General features: G+C 70.3%; 18 protein-coding genes and 1 pseudogene. 3 read left to right on the top strand and 16 right to left on the bottom strand.

The features are described from left to right. Positions 1-115: 115 nt before the first annotated feature. The 8 genes and pseudogenes from BMZ45_RS18420 to BMZ45_RS18385 all read right to left on the bottom strand — a co-directional run. Positions 116-451: pseudogene (locus tag BMZ45_RS18420) on the bottom strand (cupin domain-containing protein); the annotation flags it as partial. A gap of 140 nt (positions 452-591) precedes the next feature. Beyond that, on the bottom strand, positions 592-1,350 hold the full coding sequence (gene kduD, locus BMZ45_RS18415) for a 2-dehydro-3-deoxy-D-gluconate 5-dehydrogenase KduD (protein WP_091637985.1): 759 nt from the start codon (positions 1,348-1,350) through the stop codon (positions 592-594). 10 nt (positions 1,351-1,360) lie between these two features. Then, positions 1,361-2,206, bottom strand: a complete 846-nt coding sequence (kduI, locus tag BMZ45_RS18410; protein ID WP_091637984.1) for a 5-dehydro-4-deoxy-D-glucuronate isomerase — start codon at positions 2,204-2,206, stop codon at positions 1,361-1,363. A 176-nt stretch (positions 2,207-2,382) separates the two neighbouring features. After that, a complete protein-coding gene (locus tag BMZ45_RS18405; RefSeq protein WP_091637983.1) occupies positions 2,383-3,411 on the bottom strand; it encodes a LacI family DNA-binding transcriptional regulator in 1,029 nt (342 codons plus the stop codon). A 187-nt stretch (positions 3,412-3,598) separates the two neighbouring features. Next, the gene (locus BMZ45_RS18400) at positions 3,599-4,879 is read right to left on the bottom strand and encodes a TRAP transporter large permease (protein ID WP_056181083.1); all 1,281 of its coding nucleotides are present in this window, start codon (positions 4,877-4,879) and stop codon (positions 3,599-3,601) included. Then, a complete protein-coding gene (locus BMZ45_RS18395) occupies positions 4,879-5,394 on the bottom strand; it encodes a TRAP transporter small permease (protein WP_254776693.1) in 516 nt (171 codons plus the stop codon). The genes BMZ45_RS18400 and BMZ45_RS18395 overlap by 1 nt, the downstream gene beginning before the upstream one ends. A gap of 43 nt (positions 5,395-5,437) precedes the next feature. Continuing rightward, entirely contained in the window at positions 5,438-6,430 is a 993-nt protein-coding gene (locus tag BMZ45_RS18390) for a TRAP transporter substrate-binding protein (protein ID WP_091637982.1), read from the bottom strand. Continuing rightward, positions 6,427-7,254 (bottom strand): 2-keto-4-pentenoate hydratase, encoded by an 828-nt coding sequence (locus BMZ45_RS18385; RefSeq protein ID WP_091637981.1) that lies wholly within the window; start codon positions 7,252-7,254, stop codon positions 6,427-6,429. The genes BMZ45_RS18390 and BMZ45_RS18385 overlap by 4 nt, the downstream gene beginning before the upstream one ends. Positions 7,255-7,360: 106 nt before the next feature. On the opposite strand from BMZ45_RS18385, the gene BMZ45_RS18380 reads away from it, so the two are divergent. Next, positions 7,361-8,749: a pectate lyase family protein gene (locus BMZ45_RS18380; protein ID WP_217643236.1), complete on the top strand. Its 1,389-nt coding sequence runs from the start codon at positions 7,361-7,363 to the stop codon at positions 8,747-8,749. 10 nt (positions 8,750-8,759) lie between these two features. Here BMZ45_RS18380 and BMZ45_RS18375 read toward each other — a convergent pair whose 3' ends face one another. The 3 genes from BMZ45_RS18375 to BMZ45_RS18365 form a co-directional block, all read right to left on the bottom strand. After that, positions 8,760-9,536 (bottom strand): rhamnogalacturonan acetylesterase, encoded by a 777-nt coding sequence (locus BMZ45_RS18375; RefSeq protein WP_091637980.1) that lies wholly within the window; start codon positions 9,534-9,536, stop codon positions 8,760-8,762. Positions 9,537-9,544: 8 nt separating this feature from the next. Continuing rightward, on the bottom strand, positions 9,545-10,648 hold the full coding sequence (locus tag BMZ45_RS18370; protein WP_091637979.1) for a pectinesterase family protein: 1,104 nt from the start codon (positions 10,646-10,648) through the stop codon (positions 9,545-9,547). A gap of 99 nt (positions 10,649-10,747) precedes the next feature. After that, positions 10,748-13,564 (bottom strand): TonB-dependent receptor, encoded by a 2,817-nt coding sequence (locus BMZ45_RS18365; protein ID WP_091637978.1) that lies wholly within the window; start codon positions 13,562-13,564, stop codon positions 10,748-10,750. Between the two features lie 190 nt (positions 13,565-13,754). Here BMZ45_RS18365 and BMZ45_RS18360 point away from each other — a divergent pair, with 190 nt between their 5' ends. Continuing rightward, positions 13,755-14,768, top strand: coding sequence for a sugar kinase (locus BMZ45_RS18360; protein WP_091637977.1), 1,014 nt, complete (start codon positions 13,755-13,757; stop codon positions 14,766-14,768). Positions 14,769-14,783: 15 nt separating this feature from the next. On the opposite strand, the gene BMZ45_RS18355 is transcribed toward BMZ45_RS18360, so the two are convergent. The 5 genes from BMZ45_RS18355 to BMZ45_RS18335 form a co-directional block, all read right to left on the bottom strand. After that, positions 14,784-15,545 (bottom strand): endonuclease/exonuclease/phosphatase family protein, encoded by a 762-nt coding sequence (locus BMZ45_RS18355; RefSeq protein WP_091638043.1) that lies wholly within the window; start codon positions 15,543-15,545, stop codon positions 14,784-14,786. A gap of 22 nt (positions 15,546-15,567) precedes the next feature. After that, a complete protein-coding gene (locus tag BMZ45_RS18350; protein ID WP_091637976.1) occupies positions 15,568-16,434 on the bottom strand; it encodes a thiol:disulfide interchange protein DsbA/DsbL in 867 nt (288 codons plus the stop codon). Positions 16,435-16,585: 151 nt separating this feature from the next. After that, positions 16,586-17,269 (bottom strand): thiol:disulfide interchange protein DsbA/DsbL, encoded by a 684-nt coding sequence (locus BMZ45_RS18345; RefSeq protein WP_091637975.1) that lies wholly within the window; start codon positions 17,267-17,269, stop codon positions 16,586-16,588. Between the two features lie 159 nt (positions 17,270-17,428). Further along, positions 17,429-18,241 carry a thiol:disulfide interchange protein DsbA/DsbL gene (locus BMZ45_RS18340; protein ID WP_091637974.1) on the bottom strand — a complete coding sequence of 271 codons (813 nt, stop codon included), beginning with the start codon at positions 18,239-18,241 and terminating at the stop codon, positions 17,429-17,431. A 152-nt stretch (positions 18,242-18,393) separates the two neighbouring features. Next, the gene (locus tag BMZ45_RS18335) at positions 18,394-19,266 is read right to left on the bottom strand and encodes a c-type cytochrome (RefSeq protein ID WP_091637973.1); all 873 of its coding nucleotides are present in this window, start codon (positions 19,264-19,266) and stop codon (positions 18,394-18,396) included. 186 nt (positions 19,267-19,452) lie between these two features. Here BMZ45_RS18335 and yihA point away from each other — a divergent pair, with 186 nt between their 5' ends. After that, the gene (gene yihA, locus BMZ45_RS18330) at positions 19,453-20,058 is read left to right on the top strand and encodes a ribosome biogenesis GTP-binding protein YihA/YsxC (RefSeq protein ID WP_091637972.1); all 606 of its coding nucleotides are present in this window, start codon (positions 19,453-19,455) and stop codon (positions 20,056-20,058) included. Positions 20,059-20,072 lie beyond the last annotated feature (14 nt).

Genomic DNA, 20,072 nt, shown 5'->3' with positions numbered 1-20,072 from the left:
GCGCGAGCCGCGACCGGGGATGCGGCGTGCGTCGTTGGTTTCGTCGTGGTTGCGGCTTCGCGGTCGCGGCGTGTGCCGCTCCTACAGGGGCCGCCTGCTTCACGGCGTGGGGCGATCAGCAGTCGGCGGGTTGGGTGCGGCGGTAGACCACCACGATCACCAGATCCTGCTCGCCGAGTTGTTTCAAACCGTGCGTGCTGCCCTTGCGGGTCAGGATGGCGTCGCCGGCGCCGACTTCGCGGTGGGCCTGGTCCAGCATCAGTTCGCCGCGGCCGCTGAGCACGTAGTAGATCTCGTCCTTGTCGTTGCGGTGCTCGCCGATGCTGGCGCCACGGTGCAGCGCGCGCTGGCGGAACACCAGGTCGAAATCCGCGGCCTGCTCGAAGAAGGGATAGGCGGTGGTGCGGCCCTGGCCTTCGTGCGGGCCGGGCTGGTCCACGGCCAGGTCGCGCGCCTGTTCGACATAGGACCCGCTGCGTGGCGCGCAGGCCGGCGGTGCGGCCTGGGCGACGCCCGCGCACAAGACGAGCGCGAGCAGGCAAGCGATTCGGAACCAGCGCAGCTTCCTCATGCCGACACCTCCACTAACGCTCAGCGCGCGAGCCAGCCGCCGTCGACGGGCAGGATCGCGCCGTGCACGTAGTCGGCCGCGCGACTGGCCAGAAACACCGCGGCGCCGCCGAGATCGGAGGGATCGCCCCAGCGTCCGGCCGGAATCCGCGCCAGGATCTCGCGGTTGCGGCCCTCGTCGGCGCGCAGCTGGGCGGTGTTGTCGGTGGCCATGTAGCCCGGCGCGATCGCATTGACGTTGACGTTCTTGCCGGCCCATTCGTTGGCGAGCAGGCGAGTGATGCCGGCCAGGCCGGATTTGCTGGCGGTATACGAGGGCACCCGGATGCCGCCCTGGAACGACAGCATCGAGGCGATGTTGATGATCTTGCCGCCGCCGGCCGCGATCATGCGCCGGCCCACCGCCTGGGCCAGGAAGAACGCGCTCTTGAGATTGACGTCGATCACCGCATCCCAATCGGCCTCGCTGAAGTCGACCGCGTCGGCGCGCCGGATCAGGCCGGCATTGTTGACCAGGATGTCGACCGAACCCAGCTGCGCGACCGACTCCTCGACGATGCCGGCGATCGGCGCCAGCGTCGACAGATCGGCTTCGATCGCGTGGAAGCGCCGGCCCAGCGCGCGCACGTGGCGGCCGGTGTCGGTGGCCGCGCCGGTGCTGACCGCGACGATATCGGCGCCGGCCGCGGCCAGCGCCAGGGCCAGCCCTTGGCCGAGGCCGCGATTGCCCCCGGTGACCAGGGCGACACGACCGCTGAGATCGAACGGCGAAACGCTCATGCGCGCGGCCTCACTTGAGTTGGCACAGATCGAGCTGGTGCATGTCGGTGTAGTCCAGGTTCTCGCCGCCCATGGCCCAGATGAAGCAGTAGTTGCGCGTGCCCGAACCCATGTGGATCGACCATGGCGGCGACACCACCGCCTCGTCGTTGCGGATCACCAGGTGGCGCATGTCGGCCGGTTCGCCCATGAAGTGCATCACGCTCTGGTCGCCGAGATCGAAATAGAAATAGACCTCGGAGCGGCGGTCGTGCAGATGCGGCGGCATGGTGTTCCAGACGCTGCCGGTCTTGAGCACGGTCAGGCCCAGCAGCAGCTGGCAGGACTGGCAGGTGGCCGGCACGATGTACTGGTAGATGGTGCGTTCGTTCGAGGTCTCCAGCGCGCCGCGTTCCAGCGGCACCGCCTTGTCGATCGAGATGTGCACGGTCTCGTAGCGCGCGTGCGCGGGCGTGGAGGCCAGATAGAACTTGGCCGGGTGGGCGGCGTCGTCGGAGGCGAACTCGACCTGAGCGCTGCCCATCGGCACGTAGAGGCCGTCCCTGGGCTGCAGCGCATAGGCCTGGCCGTCGACCGTGACCGTGCCGGCGCCCGCGCCGACGTTGACCACGCCCAGTTCGCGCCGGGCCAGGAAGGGCTGGCCGGCGGCGGACGTGGGTTCGGTCTGCGCCGGCAGCGCCACCGGCGCGGCCACGGGCGCGGCGCCGCCGATCACGAAGCGCTCGTTGTGCGAGTAGTTGAGGCGCACTTCGCCGGGCGCGAACAGCTCGCCGATCAGGTAGCGGTCGCGCAATTGCTCGTTGCTGGCGCCGGCCATCATGTCGGGATGGGTGGCGTGGTAGGTCTTGCGGAACATCGGGCCTCCGGAAAGCGCATGCCTGCGATGCCGCCCGCGGCGGCTGACCCGGGGATCATAACGGGGTTTTGGTAACCGGTGTCAAAATGCCGTGCACAGACCCGCGGGCCTGCGCGGGCGACCGCGTCATAGCGCGATTCGGAAGCCGGATTCGGGCCGCCCGCAGGCGACGGGGCTCAGGCCGGCGGGCGCTGGCTGGAGTCGCGCACCACCAGGTGCGGGGTGACCGAGACCGACTCGGCGGGGGCGTCGCCGTCCTCGGGCTCCGGCGCCAGCAGCATCTGCGCGGCCTGGCGGCCGAGGTCGCGGATCGGCGAGTGGATGGTGCTCAGGGCCGGCCACAACTGGGTCGCCAGCGGGCTGTCGTCGTAGCCCACCACCGACAGATCGGCCGGAATCGACAGGCCGCGCCGCATCGCGGCCTTGTACACGCCGGCGGCCATCTCGTCGTTGCAGGCGAAGATCGCGGTCGGGCGCGGCGACTTCGCCAGCAGGTACTCGGCGCCGGCCACGCCGGACTCGAAGGTGTAGCCGCCCTCGAACACGTAGTCCTCGGCCAGCTCGATGCCGCGCTGGGCGAGGCCGTGGCGGAAGCCGCCGCCGCGTTCGATCGAGGAGCGGTAGCGGCGCGGGCCGGTGATCAGACCGAGCTGCCGGTGGCCCAGCGACTGCAGGTAGTTGGCGGCTTCGACGCCGGCCAGGCGGTCCTGGGTGTGCAGCATGTTGGCCGGCTCGTCCAGCGGGATCGAGGCGATGCGCACGTAGCGCACGTCGATCTCGCGCAGGGCCGCGGCCAGTTGGTCGTCCTCGGACACGCGCGGAATCAGGATCACGCCGTGCAGTTTCTGCTGCAGCGCGAAGCGGCGGATGCCGTCGATGTAGTCCTCGCGATGGCTGTCGCAAGGGTGCACGACCAGTTCGTACCCGGAATCGCGCAGGGCGTCGAGCGCGCCGTACTGCATGTTGACGATGTACTGCGCGGTCGGGTTGTCGTAGACCAGCCCGATCAGGAACGAGCGCCGGAACGCCAGCCCGCGCGCCTGCGGATCGGGCGCGTAGCCCAGCTGCTTCATCAGCGACTGGATCTTCTCGCGCGTGTCCGGGCGCACCAGCGGCGAGTTGTTGATCACCCGCGACACCGTCTTCTTCGACACCGCCGCCAGGCGCGCGATGTCGTTGATGGTGGCCTTGCCCGGCGCCGGCATCCGCGGCGGCGCGGCCTCGCCTGCGGCCGCATCGGCGGAACGGGCGCTGCGCGGTCCGCGGCGTGAGCCGCGCGGGGGGGCAGGATTCATGGCGGCTCGGCAACGGGGAAACGAGCCGGTGCGGGCACCGGGGCTGAGCCGATTCTAGCCGCCCGCGGCGGCGATGTCCCCGGTGGACATCGCGTGCCTACTTCAGCAGCGCCGGCAGCCACAGCGACAGCTGCGGCACGAAGGTCACCACCAGCAGCACCGCCAGCGCGGCCAGCCAGAACGGCCAGATCGTGCGCAGGGTCTCGCCTATGCTGATCTTGCCGATCGCCGTGCCCACGAACAGCACCGAGCCCAGCGGCGGCGAGATCAGGCTGATGCCGCCCTTGAGGATCAGGATCACGCCGAAGTGCACCGGATCGACGCCGATCGCCTTGGCCAGAGGCAGGAAGATCGGCGTGCAGATGATGATCATCGGCGCCAGGTCCATGAAGGTGCCCAGCACCAGCAGGATCAGGATCATCAGCAACAGCAGCAGGTTTTTGTCGGTGGTCAGCGAGGTCAAGGCCTCGACCGCCGCGGTGGGCACCTGCAGATAGGCCAGCAGCCAGCCGAACGAGGCCGCCGAGGCGATCACGAACAGGATCATGCCGGTGGTGCGCGCGGCGCCGGTGACGGTCTCCAGGAAATCGCGCCAGCGCAGATTGCGATAGACCAGCGCGGTCACCAGCAGCGCGTAGACCACGGCGATGGCCGCGCTTTCGACCGCGGTGAAGATGCCGGCGCGGATGCCGACGAAGATCAGGGCCACCAGCAACAAGCCCGGCAGCGCGGCGACGAAACGGCGCAGCACGATGCCGAAGCCCGGGAAGGGCTCGACCGCGTAGCCGCGCCGGCGCGCGATCACCCAGCAGGTCGCCATCAGCGTGACCGTCATCAGCAGCGCCGGAACGATGCCGGCGGCGAACAGGTCGGCGATGGAGATGCTGCCGCCGGCCGAGGCCGAGTACAGGATCAGGTTGTGCGAGGGCGGCACCAGCAGCGCGACCATGGATGCGGTCATGGTCACGTTGACGGCGAAGTCGCGGTCGAAACCGCGCTTGACCATCTGCGGGATCATCGCGCCGCCGATCGCCGAGACGTCGGCGATGGCCGAGCCGGACACGCCGCCGAAGAACAGCGAGGACAGCACGCTGACCTGGCCCAGGCCGCCGCGCAGATGGCCGACCAGGGCCGAGGCCAGGCCGATCAGGCGTTCGGAGATGCCGCCGCGCAGCATGATTTCGCCGGCGAAGATGAAAAGCGGAATCGCGATCAGCGACGCCGAGCCGGCGCCGGCCGCGGTCTGCTGCACCACCACGATCGGCGGCAGGCCGATGCAGATCAGGGTCGCCAGCGCGGCCGAGGACAGGGCATAGGCCACCGGCACGCCGACGATCAGCAGCACGGCGAACACGCCGAAAAGTATCGCGACTTCCATCAGGCGCTCCGGTGGGTGTCGGTGAGCGGCGCGGTCAGCGCCGCGACCATGCGTTGCAACGCGAACACCGCCATCAGCGCGCCGCCCAGCGCCATCGGCGCGTACACCGCGCTCTGCGGCAGCGGCGCGCCGGCCATGGGAATGTCCAGTCCGTCCAGCAGCAGTTCCCCGCCCCACACCGCCAGCACCGCGCCGATGCTCGCGATCACCAGGTTGGAAAACGCGAGCAGCCAGCGCCGCACGGCCGGGCGCGAGCGGTGGACCAGGATGAAGAAGCCGAAGTGCGAGCCGCGGTGCACGCCGGCGGCGGCGCCGAAACTCATGGCGGTGTTCAGCAGCAGCAGCGCGACCGGCTCGGTCCAGCCCGGCGAATCGTTGAGCACGTAGCGCGCGAACACCTGCAGGGCCTGCACCGCGACCATGCCGACCAGGGCGGCGCCGGCGACCGCGACCGCGATGCCGGCCAGCCGGTCCAGCGCGCCGCGCGGCGCGGTCCGGTCCTGCTGGTGTTCGATGTCCGCGTTCGCGGCGAGGGGAGCGTCTGCCACGGGATCTGCCTCAGGCCAGGGAACGGATGCGGCGGTACAGGGATTCGATCGCCGGGTCGCGGTGGTAGTCGTCCAGCAGCGGCTGCACCGCGGCGCGGAACGCGGGCAGGTCGCAGTCGTTGATGCGCACGCCGCCCTCGACCACCGCCGCGCGCGCGACCGCCTCGGATTCGTCCCACAAGCTGCGCATCACCGCCACCGAGCGGCGCGCGATGTCCAGCAGCAGGGCGCGGTCGTCGGCGCGCAGCGAGTCGAAGCTGCGTCGTGACATCAGCAGCACGTCCGGGGCATAGGAATGCTGGGTCTGCGACCAGTAACGCGCGGCCTCGAACTGACGGCTGGAGTGGTAGCTGCGCAGGTTGTTCTCGGCGCCGTCGATCAGATGCGTCTGCAGCGCCGAGAACACTTCGCCGTAGGCCAGCGGAGTCGGATTGCCGCCGAGCAGGCGGATCATGCGCATGAAGATGTCCGAGGCCGGCACCCGGAACTTCAGGCCGTGCATGTCGGCCGGGGTGAGGATCGGGCGGCGCACGTTGTAGAAGCAGCGCGCGCCGCAGTCGTAGATCGCCAGGCCGACCAGCTCGCGGCGGCCGAAGTCGCGCAGCACCGCCGCCCCGACCTCGCCGTCCAGCGCGCGGCGCAGATGCGCGACCGAGTCGAACACGTAGGGCAGCGACAGCGCCTGGGTCAGCGGGAAGGCGTTGTTGAGCGCGCCGCTGTAGACGCGGGTGATGTCGATCGCGCCGAAGCGCGCCATGTCGATCGCCTCGGACTCGCGACCGAGCTGGCCGGAGTGGTACAGGCGCAGGCGCAGGCGGCCGTCGGTGGCGCGCTCGAGCTCGCGCCCGATCCATTGCACGGCGGCCACGGTGGGGTAGTCCTTGACGTGCACGTCGGTGGCGGTGAGCAAGCGGCTGCCGTCGCCCGCGCGCAATCCGGCCGAGGTCGCGGCCAAGGCGCAGGCCGCGCCGAGTCCGCCCAAGACTTGGCGACGAGTGGTCATGCCGGCTCCCCGCTGGCGCGCACCGCCTCGCAGTGCAACCGGCCCCAGCGCCCGAACGAGATCATCGCGCGTTGTCCGGCCAGGATGTCGTGGATGCCGGTGGCCGCGCCGGTGGTGACCAGCATGCCGGCCTTGAGCGGATAGCCGCGGCGCGCGCAACGCGAGAGTGCGAACGCCAGCGCCGCGAGCAGGCCGCCGGCGATCGAACCGGCGCCGCCGCGCCCGACCGAGGCGTCGTCGATAAAGGTTTCGCAGCGCAGATCGGCCTCGGCCAGCGCGCGCCAATCCGGAATCTCGGGGCCGACGATCAGGCCGGCGTTGTTGCCGAAGTCCGAGACCACGATCGGCGGGCCCAGGGTGTTGATGTCGGGCAGCGGGCTGCCGGCCAGTTCGATCCCGATCAGCAGGGCTTCGACCAGATCCGCGGCCTGGGCGTGGTCGAACTCGGTGCGGCCGGCGGGCGCGTCGCGGCCGAGCCGGAACACGAACTCGGCCTCGACCGCGGCGAAGCCGTCCTCGATCACCTCGAAGCGCGCCGTTTGTCCACCGGTGGCGGTCTGCACCGCGTTGGCGAAGATAGGGCCGACCAGGCGCTCCTCGCCGAGCCGGGTTTCCCAGGCCGGCGGGATGCGCCCGACCTTCCAGCCTGCGATCGGCTGCGGCCACTGGCCGATGGCCAGGTCCTGGATCGCGTAGCCCTGATCCAGCGTGGCCGGCAGCGGACCGGGGTAGTCGGGCAGGGCGCGCGCGCCACGGCGTGCCGCGACCAGCCGGTGGGCGATCGCGGCGCCTGCGCTGCCGTCGTCGATGGTCGGTGTCTGCATGCCGGATCGGGTCCCCTGCGGCGTTTCCTGTCCGGAACTGTTGTATAGGAAACCGGTGTCATTGACAATCCAGGCTAGACTCCAGGCAGCGGAAGGGGACCGATCGATGATCCAGCGGGCAGGGTGGGACGGCGCCACGAAGACGGCGCGCGGCGCAGGCGGATGGGGGCTGCGTTGGCGGGTCGCGGGCCTGTTGGCCCTGGTCTGCGCCGGCGCGCTAGCCGCCGAGGCGCCCGCGCCCAGTGCCGCCGCCGCGCTCGCCTTCCCGGGCGCGCAAGGCTGGGCCGCGCATACGCCCGGCGGCCGCGGCGGCCGCATCATCCGGGTCACCAGCCTGGCCGCGAACGGGCCGGGGTCCTTCGCCGAAGCCGTGGCCGCGAGCGGCCCGCGCATCGTGGTGTTCGAGGTTGGCGGCGTGATCGACCTGCAGCGCCAGGAACTGCGCATCGCCGAGCCCTATCTCACCGTCGCCGGACAGACCGCGCCGCAGCCGGGCGTCACCTTCATCCGCGGCGGCCTCATCATCGCCACCCACGACGTGGTCGTGCGGCATATCCGCGTGCGCCCGGGCGAAGCCGGCGCGGCCAAGATGGCCGGGCCGGATTTCGACGCCATCACCACCGTGCGCGGTGCGCGCGATGTGATCGTCGACCATTGCTCGCTGACCTGGGCCACCGACGAGAACCTGTCGGCGTCGAGCACGCGCTTCCATGGCGAAAGCGAGCAGGACTGGATGCGCAACGCCTCGCGCCGCATCACCTTCAGCAACAACCTGCTGGCCGAGGGCCTGGCCAACGCCAGCCACGTCAAGGGCGAGCATTCCAAGGGCTCGCTGATTCACGATCACGTCAACGAGGTGCTGATCGTCGGCAACCTCTACGCGCACAACTACGAGCGCAATCCGCTGTTCAAGGGCGGCGCGCGCGGCCAGGTCATCAACAACCTGATCTACGACCCCGGTCAGCGCGCGCTGCACTACAACCTGATCGCCGAGGAATGGCTGGGCCATCCCTATTCGACCGGGCAGATGGTCGCGCGCGGCAACGTGATGCGCGCCGGCCCTTCGACCGAGGAGCTCGCGTTCTTCATGGTCGGCGGCTCCGGCGATGTCGAGTACTACGCCGAGGACAACCTCGCCGTCGATCGTCTCGGCCGTCCCTTGCCCCAGCAAGGGCGCTACACCACCACGCCGCTGCGCGTGATCCAGCCCGAGTCGGCGCCGCCGCTGCCGTTCGGCGTGCGCCTGCTGCCGTCGGCGCAGGTGCAGGACGCGGTGATCGCGCAGGCCGGCGCGCGCCCCTGGGACCGCGACGACATCGATCGCCGCATCCTGGCCGACACCATCGAAGGGCGCGGCAAGATCATCGACAGCGAAAGCCAGGTCGGCGGTTATCCGCGGCACGCGCCGACGCATCAGGCCTTCGTGCCCGAAGACTGGGACCTGGCGACGATGGAACCGCTCAAACCGCTGCCGCGGCGCGCGCCCTTGAAGTGAGGCGCGCCGCTTACGGCGTCGCGTCGTCCTTGCGTAAGCGCGAGGCCAGCGTCAGGTCCGATGCGCGCAGGGCGGCGGCGAACTCGAACGCGATGCGGCGCGCGCCCAGCGGCGAGAAGTGGGTGTTGTCCTCGACGCCCTGCGGATAGTTGGGATGGGCGCCGGGCGCGAGCTGCAGGAACAGCCGTCGCGAGCCCTCCACGCCCGCCTCCTGCAGCACGGCCTGACTGCGGCGCTCCAAATCGATCAGGGCCACGTGCTCGCGCGCGGCCAGCGCGCGCACCCGGCCCGGGTACTCGCCATGGCTGTCCTGCACGCGGCCTTCGCCGTCGTAGCGACGTCGCGCCACCGGCGTCAGCAGGATGGGCGTGGCGCCGCGCGCGCGCACGTCGGCGACGAAGCGCGCGAGATTGCGCTCGTAGTCGGCCAGCGGCGTGTAGCGATCGGGCTTCTCGACCGACTGGTCGTTGTGGCCGAACTGGATCAGCACCCAGTCGCCGGCCTGCAGGCCGTCCAGCAGGGCCTGCCAGCGGCCTTCTTCGATGAAGGTACGGGTGCTGCGACCGTTCTTGGCATGATTGAGCACGCGTACGCTGCCCGGTTGGAAGCGTGCGGCCAGCTGCTCGCCCCAGCCGGTTTCCGGGCGCTTCTCCGGCAGCTTCTCGGCCAGCGTCGAATCGCCGGCGAGGTGGATCGCGGGCACTGGCGCGGGTGCGGCCGGCGCGCTCATGGGCAGCGCCAGAGCCCAGCCGCACAAGCCCAGCAGCAAGCCGAGGCGCATGCGCATCGGCGCCCTCACGGCGGCGGCTCCCAGCCGGCCAGCACGAGCTCGCGACGATGGCGCGCGAGCGCGGTGCGATCGAGTTGGCGCCGGCCCGGCGAGCGCGCCGCGCCGGGGCCGCGGCTGTCGTACTCGTACAAGCGTGCCGCTTCCGGCGCCAGCATCGTGCGCGCGCCGTCGCGTGCGGTGTAGCCCATCGCATCCCATCCGCGCGGGTCGATATGCGCATCCATCCAGCACGACAGATAGACGGCGGCGCCGACAGCATCGGGGTCGCCGTACTTGCCGTCGGCAAAGCTGCGCCCCGGGCGCCAGGCGCGTCCCAGGGCGACGCTGGCATCGGCTACGTCGGCATCGCGGCTCAGCCGGCAGCGCAGGAAGCTCAGCCCGTAAGCCTGCGCACTGGGCGTGCACGGCACCGCGACATAGCCCTGCCGTTCCTTGCCTGGGCGAAAGCGCGAATGCAGCACGCAGTCCTCGAACCAGGCATTGCCGCCGCCGAACACGAAATCGACGCTGCCGGCGATGCGGCAGCGACGGAACGCGCTGCGCCCGGCATCGGCGAACAAGGTGTCCTGATGCCCATGCAGATCGACCTCGTGCAGCACGCTGCGTTCGGCACCCGCGTCCAGCATCAGGGCCACCGCCTGCGCGCCGTTGGGGCCGATCGGTTCGAACTTCGGCGCGCTCAGATTGCCCACGTAGTCGAAATCGTTGCGGATGCTCAGGCGCTCGGCGCGGAAATCCGGCGCGCGCACGATCACGCTGGCGCAGCCCCAGGTGCCCCAGGGCTCGCCGTCGGGACGCGCCATGCCGGCGGCGGCGTCGTAGCTCAGCACGCAACCGGCGCGATCCTCGCCGATCAGGTGGATGTTCGGTTTGTCGATCACCAGTTTCTCGCGCCACAGACCGCGATCGATGCGGATGCGGAACGGCCGCCGCCCGTGCGCGGGCGCGGCGGCGATCGCGGCGCCGACACTGGGGTAGACCGGTACGCCGGTGTCCGCGCCCGGCGCGCGCGACACGCGCGCGTCCCAGCGCTGGTCCGCGCGTGCGGACCCGGCGAGCAAGGCGCCGCCGGCGAGCAGCGAACCGGCAAGGAAGTCGCGACGGTGCATGCGATGCGCTCCAAAAAAAGCGCCGCGAGATGCGGAGCGTCGAGGGCGGCGGCTCCGCACCCGCGCGGCGCAGGTGCAACTAGTTCGTCGGCGCGGACTTCACAGCTTGTAGCGGATGCCCAGGAAGTACTGACGGCCGGTGTGGTGGTAGACCGAGGCGCGGTCGCCGACCGAATCCACCCACTGGTCGTTGTACTCGTCGGTGAGGTTCAGGCCTTCCAGGGTCAGCTCGATGCGGTCGTTGAGCTTCCACGACGCCGACATGTCGATGGTGGTGGTGGCCTTGGTGCCTTCGACGTCGTTGTTGTTGCGGCCCGGCACCGTGGTCAGGTAATCGTCGCGATAGGACGCCGACACGCGCGCGCCGAAACGCTCGCCCTCGTAATAAAGCGTGGCGTTGTAGGCGTTCTTGGACAGGCCGACCAGATCGGTCTTCAGCGAGGCCGCGCCGGTCGAGGTCACGTACTGGATCTTGGAGTCGACGTAGGTGTAGTTGAGCTGCACGCCGAAGTCCTGCCAGAACCCTTCCGGCAGGAAGGTGAAAGGCTGCTGGTAGCTGAGCTCGAAGCCCTGCAGGCTGCCGCCGGGCGTGTTGACCGGAATGTTGAACTGGAAATCGTCGGTGGGTTGCGCGCCGGTGCCCGCGAGCAGGCTGTCGGGCAGGCCGGAGGTGTTGTACGGACGCGTTTCGCGCGAGGTCTGCACGAAGGTGTCGATGTCCTTGTAGAACAGCCCCAGGCCCAGAAGCGCTTCGTCGGCGAAGTACCACTCGAAGCTCAGGTCGTAGGTCTTGGCGCGGAACGGTTCCAGCAGCGGATTGCCGCCGTTGACCGTGCGCGCGCCGCCGCTGACGTTGACCGTGACGCCGGGCGTGAGATTGCCCAGGCCCGGACGCGACATCACCTTGGCCGCGCCGAAGCGGACCAGGAAATCCGGCGTGAGGTCGGCGACCAGATTCAAGGACGGCAGGGTGTCGTCGTAGCTGCGCTGCACCGTGGTCTGCACCGGCACGCCGCCGACGATGGCGTAGCCGGTCGAGGTCTGCTTGGTGTCGACCTGGCGCAGGCCGATGTTGCCGCTGATCGGGATCGAGCCGATCTGGGTATTGAAGTCGCCCTGCAGGTAGAAGCCCTGGTCGCGCTCGGTGACGCTGCGGTTGTTGCCCAGCACCGCGGCGACCTTGTCGCTGACGCTGAAGATGCCGGTATTGCTGTACAGGCCGAACACGCGGTTGAAGGCGTCGATGTCCGGGATCAGCCAGACCGAATCGTTGCCGGAACCCACGCGGGTGTTCTGCAGACCGATCAGCGAGGTCAGATCGGCCAGGGTCGTGCCGGCCGGCAGCGCCGGCGTCACCAGCTCCGAGGCGCGCCGGAACTCGCGGCTTTCGAAGGTGTATTCCTTGAACTGCGCGCCGCCCTTGAGCTTGAACGAAGGCGCCAGATTCCAGGCGAAATCGAACTGGGCGGTGTCGTAGGTGTTGCTGGCGAACTGCGGACGCAGGCGCACCTCGGAGATGCCGTTGACGAAGGTCCACTGGCTGGGATCGGCGACGTCGAAGCCGTTGTCGATCACCGGCAGGCGGTCGTTGCCGCGGTAGTCGTAGCTGTAGCCCTGCACGTTCTGGCGATCCAGCGTGATCGTGGTCTGGATCGGGTTGTCGAACTCGGACTTGGCGCGGCCGACCTGGGCGTGCAGCTTCACGTCGTCGGTGAGCTCGTGATCGGCGTAGAAACTGAACTGGGTGAACTTGGTGCTGAGTTCGTCGTAACGCGCTTCCGAGCGCACGTCGACGTTGTTGAAGCGGCCGTAGACCAGGTTGCCGTTGGCGTCGACCTGGCCGTCCAGCACCACCGTCTGCGGCTTGCCGGTGCCGGTGCGGCTGAACGACACCGCCTCGATGAAGTTCTCGGTGCGGGTGGCGTCGAATTTGGCGTACAGCAGATCCAGGCCGACATCGGTGCGGTCGCTGACCTTCCATTGCAGCGCGCCGGTCACGCCCAGGCGTTGCTGGTCGTGTTCGAGCACGCCGTAGCGCGGAATGCGCGGATGGAACACGCCGGCGCCGCGCGCGGCCGCGAACGGCGAGGCCGCGCTGAAGCCGCCGCTGCTGGGGCCGTTGTCCCAGCGCACCGTGCTGTGGCCTTCCTCGACCAGGCGGCGGTCGGTGTAGGCCACCGACAGCAGGGCGCCGAAGCGGCCGTCGCCCCAGGTGTTGCTGATCAGCGCCGAGGCGCGCGGATCGGTGTCGCCGGACAGGTCGTTGTAGCCGAGCTGGCCGCCGGCGACGAAAGTGAAGCCGTCGTAGTCGAACGGACGCGCGGTCTGCAGGTCGACGGTCGCGCCCAGCGAGCCTTCCTCGACTTCGGCCGACGCGGTCTTGCGCACCTTGAGGCTGTTGAACAGTTCCGAAGCGAACACGTTGAAGTCGAAGCCGCGGCCGCGATTGGCGCCGCCGGAGCTGTCGGTGCCGCCGGTGGTGGTCAGCGCCTCCATGCCGTTGATGCGCACGCGGGTGAAGTCGGGGCCCAGGCCGCGCACCGAGATCTGCCGGCCTTCGCCGGCGTCGCGCGCGATCGACACGCCCGGAATGCGCTGCAGCGATTCGGCCAGGTTCAGATCGGGGAAATCGGCGATGTCCTCGGCGACGATGGCGTCGACCACGCCGACTTCGCCGCGCTTGATGTCCAAGGCGCGCTCCAGGCTGCCGCGAAAGCCGGTGACGGTGACCCCTTCCAGGTCCTTGGCCTCGTCGCTGGCGGCTGCGGCGGTGCTGCTGTCTTGCGGCGGCGTGGCCGCGGGCGGCGCCGCGGCCTGTTGCGCGAACCCGACCGCCGGCGCCATCTGCAGCGCCAGGGCGATGGCGCCTGCCAGAACGGTAACCGGTGTCTTTTTTGCCGCGCGTTGCGATTGCATCAGGATCCCCTCCCAAAGTGGTCCGACGGCTGTAAAGCGCTTATTGACTAGCTTGTAGCGCTTGCTATGGTGTCCCGGACGGCAAAATGACACCGCTGGTCAAAACCCTAGCAAAAGCTCGGGCCAACATCATGCTGCGGTGCGCAAAAGGCCATACAAGGGGCGGATCGGCCCGGGGCTGGGAGGCGGAATGAGTCAACGCATAGTGTGTTTCGGCGAAGTGCTGCTGCGCCTGGGGGCGCCCGGGCACGAGCGCCTGCTGCAGTCGCCGGCGTTGCAGGTCCACGTCGGCGGTGCGGAGGCCAACGTGGCGGTGGCGCTGGCCCGCTACGGCCATGAGGCGGCGCTGGTCGGCCGGGTCGCCGACAACGCACTGGGCGCCGCCGCCGTCGCCGAGCTGCGCCGTCACGGCGTCGACACCCGCGCGCTGCAGGCCGGGCCCGGACGCATGGGCCTGTACTTCCTGGAAACCGGCGCCGGCCACCGGCCCAGCAGCGTGCTCTACGACCGCGCCGATTCGGCCTTCGCGCGCGCGAACGCCTACGACTGGCCGGCGCTGCTGGCCGGCGCGCACTGGTTGCACCTGTCCGGCGTGACCCCGGCCCTGGGCCAGGCCAGCGCCGACACCGCGATCGCGGCCGCGCGCGCCGCGCGCGCGGCCGGCGTGCGCGTGAGTTTCGACGGCAACTTCCGCGGCAAGTTATGGCAGGCCTGGGATGGCGACGCCGCGAGCATCCTGCGCGAACTGATGGCGCAGGCCGACTGGCTGTTCGCCGACCATCGCGACATCGCCGTCGCCTTGGGCGTCGAGCCCGCGAGCGACAACGCCGAGGCGCGCTTCGACGCCGCCGCGCGCGCGGCCTTCGCGGCCTTCCCGCACTTGCAGCGCGTGGCCAGCACTGTGCGCGTGCAGCACAGCGTCGACCGCCAATCGCTGTCGGCCTTGTCGCTGGATCGCGACGGCGCCGCCGCGCGCACGCCGGTGTGCGAACTCAGCGCGATCGTCGACCGCATCGGCACCGGCGACGCCTTCGCCGCCGGCGTGCTGCATGGCGCGCTGGCCGGCCTGGACGCGCAGGACAGTGTGCTGTTCGGGTGGGGCGCGGCCTGCCTCAAGCACTCGGTGCCGGGCGATTTCGCCCTGTTCGACGCCCAGGACGTGCAGGCCTTCGTCGCCCAGGACGGCTATCACGTGCGCCGTTGAGGCCGACGCCGCGCCTCAGCGCAGCGCGTGATCCGGCACTTCGAGTTCCAGCGACAGCGCCAGGTGATCCGATTGCGCGGCCGGCACGGCGCGCGCCGACGAGCAGCTCAGGCCGTCGCCGATCAGGATGTGGTCGATCGCGCGTTGCGGGCGCCAGCTCGGGAAGGTCGGCAGCGCCGCTTCCGGCGGTTGCAGGCGCGTGCGCTGGAACAGCGTGCGCATTTCCGGCTGGTCGATCGAGCAATTGAAATCGCCCATCAGCACCGCGTGCGGATGGTCGTGCAGCAGCTCGGCGATGAAGGCCAGCTGCGAGGCGCGCGAACCCGCGCCCAGCGACAGGTGCGCCACCGCGACGGTGAGCGCGTCCTCGTGGTCACCGAAATGCGCCATCAGCACGCCGCGGCCCTTGACCCGGCCGGGCAGCGGATGGTCGATGACTTCGCGCGGTTCCAGCTTGCTGAGCAGGCCGTTGGCGCTGGAGGCGACGCTGCCGACGCGACGATTGGGCTGGTGGCTCCAGTAGTCGAAGCCGGCGCGCTGGGCCAGATAGTGGGTCTGGTTGGTGAAGCCAGAGCGCAGGCTGCCCGGATCGCTTTCGTTGAGGCCGACGATGTCGTGCTCGCCGGCCAGCTGGGCGATGGTGTCGAGGCTGCCGCGCTTGTTGCCGGCGGGCAGCACGTGCGACCAGCTGCGGGTCGCGTAATCGCTGTAGCGGCGCGTGCTGGACCCGGCCTGGATATTGGCGCTGAGCAGGCGCAGTCGTCGGCGCGTATCCATGCCGGCCGGGTCCATGAACGAATTACTGCGCGGCTGCCGCGGCCGGGCCGGTGGTGGCCGGAGCGCTGCCTTCGGCGGCCGGAGCCGCGCCGCCGCCGGCGCGCTTGGCGCGTTCCTGCGCGACCAGGTGGTCGGTGATGCGCAGCATGTCCTCGAAGTTCTTGCCGATCACGCGGTACTTGCCGTCGACCACGATGTTGGGCGTGGACTCGACGCCGCTGCGGGTCAGGAAGGCCTCGGCGCGCTTGAGCTTGGCGTCGATCGCGAAACTGGCGTAGGTGCTCTCGAACTGCTGCTTGTTGGCGCCGAACTTGGCGTAGAACTCGGCGAAGTCGACCGGCTTGACGCCGTTGACCGGCAGGCTGCGGTCCAGGTGCACGGCGCGGAACATGGCGTCGTGGCTGCGGCCGACCAGGCCCATCGACTCGGCGGTGTAGAAGGCCTTGGCGTAGGGCACCCAGTAACCGCCGAACGGCGCGGCGACCGGCACGAAGTTGACGTCGGCGGTCTGCTTGGCGCGCCAGGACACGACCAGCGGTTCGAACTCGGCGCAATGCGGGCAGGTGTAGCCGAACACCTCGACCACTTCGATCTTGCCGGCGGCCGGCGCGTACGGGGTGCCGCCCGGGATCTCGACGTAGTCGGTGCCGGCGACGGGCGCGGCGCCGCTGGGCGGCGTGGCGACGGCGGCCGGCGCGATCTCCGCGGCGGGCGCCGCGGCTTCGGCCGTCGGCGTCGGCACGGCATTGGCCGGAGTGGCGGCGGCGCTGGGTGCGGCGGTGTCGGCGGCCGGCGCGGCGGCTTCCTGCTGCTGGGTGCAGGCGGCCAGCGCGAACAGCGCGGCGAACAGAATGGGGTAGCGATGCGACGGGGCCAGGCGCGGGGTCATGGATCGAATCTCCACAAAACGGTCGGATCGGATTGGCGGCGCGCGCGCGGCGGAACCGGCGCGACACCGGGGGAATGCGTCGGCCGTCAGGATACCGGCCGGCGCGCTGAACGCGGAGTGTAGGCGAGACGGCGCGAACGGCCGTCGCGCATCAACGCTTGCCCTTGGCGCGGCTGCGTTCCTGCGCGACCAGTTGGTCGGCGATGCGCAGCACGTCCTCGAGGCTGTTGCCGCCGGTCACGCGGTACTTGCCGGCGACGATGAAGGTCGGCGTGCCCTCGACGCCGCTGCGGGTCAGGAACTCGCGCGTGGCCTCGAGCTTGGCCTCGATCGGCGCGCTGTCCATGGCCGCGGCGAACTTGTCGGCGTCGGCGCCGTAGCGCGCGTAGAAGCTCGCGATTTCCTGCGAGGAGGCATTGCTGATCGGCAGGCTGCGCTCTTCGTGCAGGGCCTTGAACACGGCCTCGTGGGTCTTGGCGACCAGGCCCATCGACTGGGCGGTGTAGTAGGCCTTGGCGTAGGGCTGCCAATAGCCGCCGAACGGCGCGGCCACCGGCACGAAGCTCACGTCCTTGGGCAGCTTGGCTTTCCAGGCGTCGATCGCCGGCTGCGCGTGCGCGCAGTGCGGGCAGGTGTAGCCGAATACCTCGACCACTTCGATCTTGCCGCGCACCGGCGCGTAGGGGCGGCCGCCTTCGATCAGCTCGTAATCGCGGCCCGCTTCCGGCGCCGGGGCGGCGCCCTTGCCGGCGGCCGACGCGGCCAGCGGCAGCAGCGCGCCCAGGGCCAGGGCGGCGAGGGTGGTGAACAGTCGGGGCGTGGTGCGTGGGGTCATCGCAGGGTCTCGCGGCGATCGGGGCGGGGTGGGGCCGCGTCAGCGGCGGCGTCCGGACAAAAAAAGACGCCGGCGTTAAGCATAACGGCCGGCGTCTTGAACCAGGAGTATCGGGTGTGACCGGCGTCGCGGGCGGAAGTTCCGGCGCGGCCGGCCGCCTCAATGCGGGCGGGCGGCGCGCTCCTGCGCGACCAAAATGTCGGTAATACGCAGCATGTCCTCGAAAGTGGTGCCGATCACCCGGTATTTTCCGTTAACGACCAGGGTCGGGGTCTGGCTGACCCCGCTGCGTATCATGAATTGCTTGCCGCGGTTGACCTTGGTGACGGTGGCGAAGCTGTTCATGGACGCCACGAACTGCTGCGGGTTGGCGCCGTAGCCGCCGTAAAAGCGGCCGATCGCGGCGTCGTCGGGCTTGTCGCCCTCGCCGGGCATGCTCTGTTCGAGGTGGATGGCGCGGATCAGGGCGTCGTGGCTGCGTGCGACCAGGCCCATGGAATCGGCGACGTAGTAGGCGCGCGCATAGGGCTCCCACTCCGGACCGAATGGCGCGGGCACGTAGGTGAAGTGCACGTCCGCGCCCTGTTTGGCCTTCCAGGCGTTGACCATGGGCTGGAACTGCGCGCAGGCGGGGCAGACGTAGCCGAATACCTCGACCACCTCGATCTTGCCCGGCACCGGCGCGAACGGCTGGCCGCCTTCGATGAGCTCGTAGTCCGTGCCTTTGACCAGGCCGCCGGCTGCGGCGGGCGGCGCCGCTGCGGCCGGCGCCGGGGTCGCGGCCGCGGCGCTGGGCGCGGTCGCCGCGGTGTCGGCCGATACCGCCGGCTCGCCTTCGACCGCGGGTTCGGCGGCGACCGGGGCGGCTTCCGCGGCGGGCGCCGTGGGCTGGGCGGGCGCGGAATCGCCGGGCTTGCAGGCGCCCAGGCTCAGCGCTGCGATCAAGAGCAAGGCAAGACGGATCTGGGGCATGGTCGGCTCCGGGCCGGATCGTGGGCGGCCCGGGCGGGCCGCATCGGCGCTCACGATAAAAGAAATCGCGGGCCTGCGAGTTGCCATGCGCAAACGAAAACGCCGGCCCAGGGGCCGGCGTTCAAGTACGGGGCGCGGCGTGCGCCCTGGGCTCAGGTACCGGCGGCCGGCTTGACCGCGGCGTCCTTGGCCGGCGCCGCCGGAGCGGGGGTGGCCGGTGCCGGTGCCGCGACAGGCGCGGCGGCGGCCGGGGCGGCCGGCGCATCGGCGGCGGCGAAGTCCTCGGCGCGGTCGTGCAGGCCCTGCAGGTAGCTGGACAGCGCGCCGATTTCCTCGTCGCTGAGGTTCTTGGCCACGCTCGCCATCACGTTGAACAGGTGCGGATCGCGCTGGGTGGTGGTGCCGGCGCGGTATTCCTCGAGGCGGCGCTGCGAGTACGCGGCCTGCTGACCGGCGATGTGCGGATAGGCCGGGCCCGGGTTGCCGGCGCCGCCGGGACCGTGGCAGGCCATGCACGCCGGGATGCCGCGCGCCTTGTCGCCGCTCAGGAACAGCTGCTGGCCGACTTCGAAGAACTTCTTGTCCTTGTTCGGGCCGGTCGCGATCACGGTGTCGTCGGCCACGCCGGCGCCGGACTTCTGGGTCGCGAAGTAGGCGCCCAGATCGCGTGCGTCCTGCGCGGTCAGCGCATCGGCGTAGGGCTTCATCGCCGCGGCCATGCCGGTGTTGCGCTCGCCGCTCTTGAACAGCGCGATCTGATGGGCGATGTAACGCTCGCTCTGACCGGCCAGACGCGGGTACTGCGGATCGGTCGGATTGCCGTCGAGGCCATGGCAGGCCGCGCAGGTGCCCGCCTTGGTGGCGCCCGCCTTGACGTCGCCCCACGAGGCCGGCTTCTCGACCAGTGGCGCGGCCTGGACCGGCTCCTTGTCGGGGATCGGCGTGATCGTGGGCTGGGCGTAGGCGACGGCAACGGCCGCCAGAACGGTCAGACCGACGATGCCTAGGACGCGGGCTTGGCTCATGTAGCTGGGCTCCGAAACACTGGGAGGGCGGGCCGCGAAGCGGTCGCCGGAACCTCGGAATTATCGTCGCGGGGGCAGGGCGGGTCAACGCGAATCGGTGCCCGCGCGCGGTTCGGCGCGGCCTTTCGGGCCGAAAACACGGCCCGCGACGGGCGTTGGGCACCGCCGGCGTGCGATCCTAGCGGCATGGTCAATCCCCTCGCCCGCGCCCGCTACCTGTTGGCGGCGCACACTCCCAAGCAGCTGCCACCCGATGGCGGCTTCGAGGTCGCCTTCGCCGGCCGCTCCAATGCCGGCAAGTCCAGCGCCCTCAACGCCATGTGCCAGCAGAACGCGCTGGCGCGGGTGTCCAAGACGCCCGGACGCACCCAGCAGCTGGTCTTTTTCGATATTCCGCCCAGCACCGACCGCTACCTGGTCGACCTGCCCGGCTACGGCTACGCCAAGGTCCCGCAGGACCTGCAGGCGCATTGGCAGGCCTTCATCGACCAGTACTTCCAGACCCGCCAGGCCCTGCGCGGGCTGGTGGTGGTGATGGACATCCGCCATCCGCTCAAGGACTACGACCGCCAGATGCTCGGCTACGCGGTCTCGCGCGGCCTGCCCGCGCACGCGCTGCTGACCAAGGCCGACAAGTTCGGCCGCGGCCAGCAATCGCAGGCCCTGCTGGCGGTGCGCAAGGACCTGTTCTCGGCCTACGGCAACTCGGTCAGCGTGCAGACCTTCTCCGGCGAGTCCAAGCAGGGCGTGGACGAAGCGCGCGCGGTGGTCGGCGGCTGGCTGGGCTTGTAGCCGCCTGGGCGGCT

This window comes from Lysobacter sp. cf310, assembly GCF_900114355.1.
Lineage (GTDB): Bacteria > Pseudomonadota > Gammaproteobacteria > Xanthomonadales > Xanthomonadaceae > Lysobacter.
Note: the sequence above shows the minus strand (reverse complement) of the source record. Positions and strands in the feature narration are given on the sequence as shown.

What these genes read in the sequence shown, in the direction of transcription:
- kduD (WP_091637985.1), bottom strand. Translation starts at nt 1,350, where the DNA reads ATGAGCGTTTCGCCGTTCGATCTCAGCGGTCGTGTCGCCCTGGTCACC.
- kduI (WP_091637984.1), bottom strand. Translation starts at nt 2,206, where the DNA reads ATGTTCCGCAAGACCTACCACGCCACCCATCCCGACATGATGGCCGGC.
- BMZ45_RS18405 (WP_091637983.1), bottom strand. Translation starts at nt 3,411, where the DNA reads ATGCCGGCGCCGGGCAAGGCCACCATCAACGACATCGCGCGCCTGGCG.
- BMZ45_RS18400 (WP_056181083.1), bottom strand. Translation starts at nt 4,879, where the DNA reads ATGGAAGTCGCGATACTTTTCGGCGTGTTCGCCGTGCTGCTGATCGTC.
- BMZ45_RS18390 (WP_091637982.1), bottom strand. Translation starts at nt 6,430, where the DNA reads ATGACCACTCGTCGCCAAGTCTTGGGCGGACTCGGCGCGGCCTGCGCC.
- BMZ45_RS18385 (WP_091637981.1), bottom strand. Translation starts at nt 7,254, where the DNA reads ATGCAGACACCGACCATCGACGACGGCAGCGCAGGCGCCGCGATCGCC.
- BMZ45_RS18380 (WP_217643236.1), top strand. Translation starts at nt 7,361, where the DNA reads ATGATCCAGCGGGCAGGGTGGGACGGCGCCACGAAGACGGCGCGCGGC.
- BMZ45_RS18375 (WP_091637980.1), bottom strand. Translation starts at nt 9,536, where the DNA reads ATGCGCATGCGCCTCGGCTTGCTGCTGGGCTTGTGCGGCTGGGCTCTG.
- BMZ45_RS18370 (WP_091637979.1), bottom strand. Translation starts at nt 10,648, where the DNA reads ATGCACCGTCGCGACTTCCTTGCCGGTTCGCTGCTCGCCGGCGGCGCC.
- BMZ45_RS18365 (WP_091637978.1), bottom strand. Translation starts at nt 13,564, where the DNA reads ATGCAATCGCAACGCGCGGCAAAAAAGACACCGGTTACCGTTCTGGCA.
- BMZ45_RS18360 (WP_091637977.1), top strand. Translation starts at nt 13,755, where the DNA reads ATGAGTCAACGCATAGTGTGTTTCGGCGAAGTGCTGCTGCGCCTGGGG.
- BMZ45_RS18355 (WP_091638043.1), bottom strand. Translation starts at nt 15,545, where the DNA reads ATGGATACGCGCCGACGACTGCGCCTGCTCAGCGCCAATATCCAGGCC.
- BMZ45_RS18350 (WP_091637976.1), bottom strand. Translation starts at nt 16,434, where the DNA reads ATGACCCCGCGCCTGGCCCCGTCGCATCGCTACCCCATTCTGTTCGCC.
- BMZ45_RS18345 (WP_091637975.1), bottom strand. Translation starts at nt 17,269, where the DNA reads ATGACCCCACGCACCACGCCCCGACTGTTCACCACCCTCGCCGCCCTG.
- BMZ45_RS18340 (WP_091637974.1), bottom strand. Translation starts at nt 18,241, where the DNA reads ATGCCCCAGATCCGTCTTGCCTTGCTCTTGATCGCAGCGCTGAGCCTG.
- BMZ45_RS18335 (WP_091637973.1), bottom strand. Translation starts at nt 19,266, where the DNA reads ATGAGCCAAGCCCGCGTCCTAGGCATCGTCGGTCTGACCGTTCTGGCG.
- yihA (WP_091637972.1), top strand. Translation starts at nt 19,453, where the DNA reads ATGGTCAATCCCCTCGCCCGCGCCCGCTACCTGTTGGCGGCGCACACT.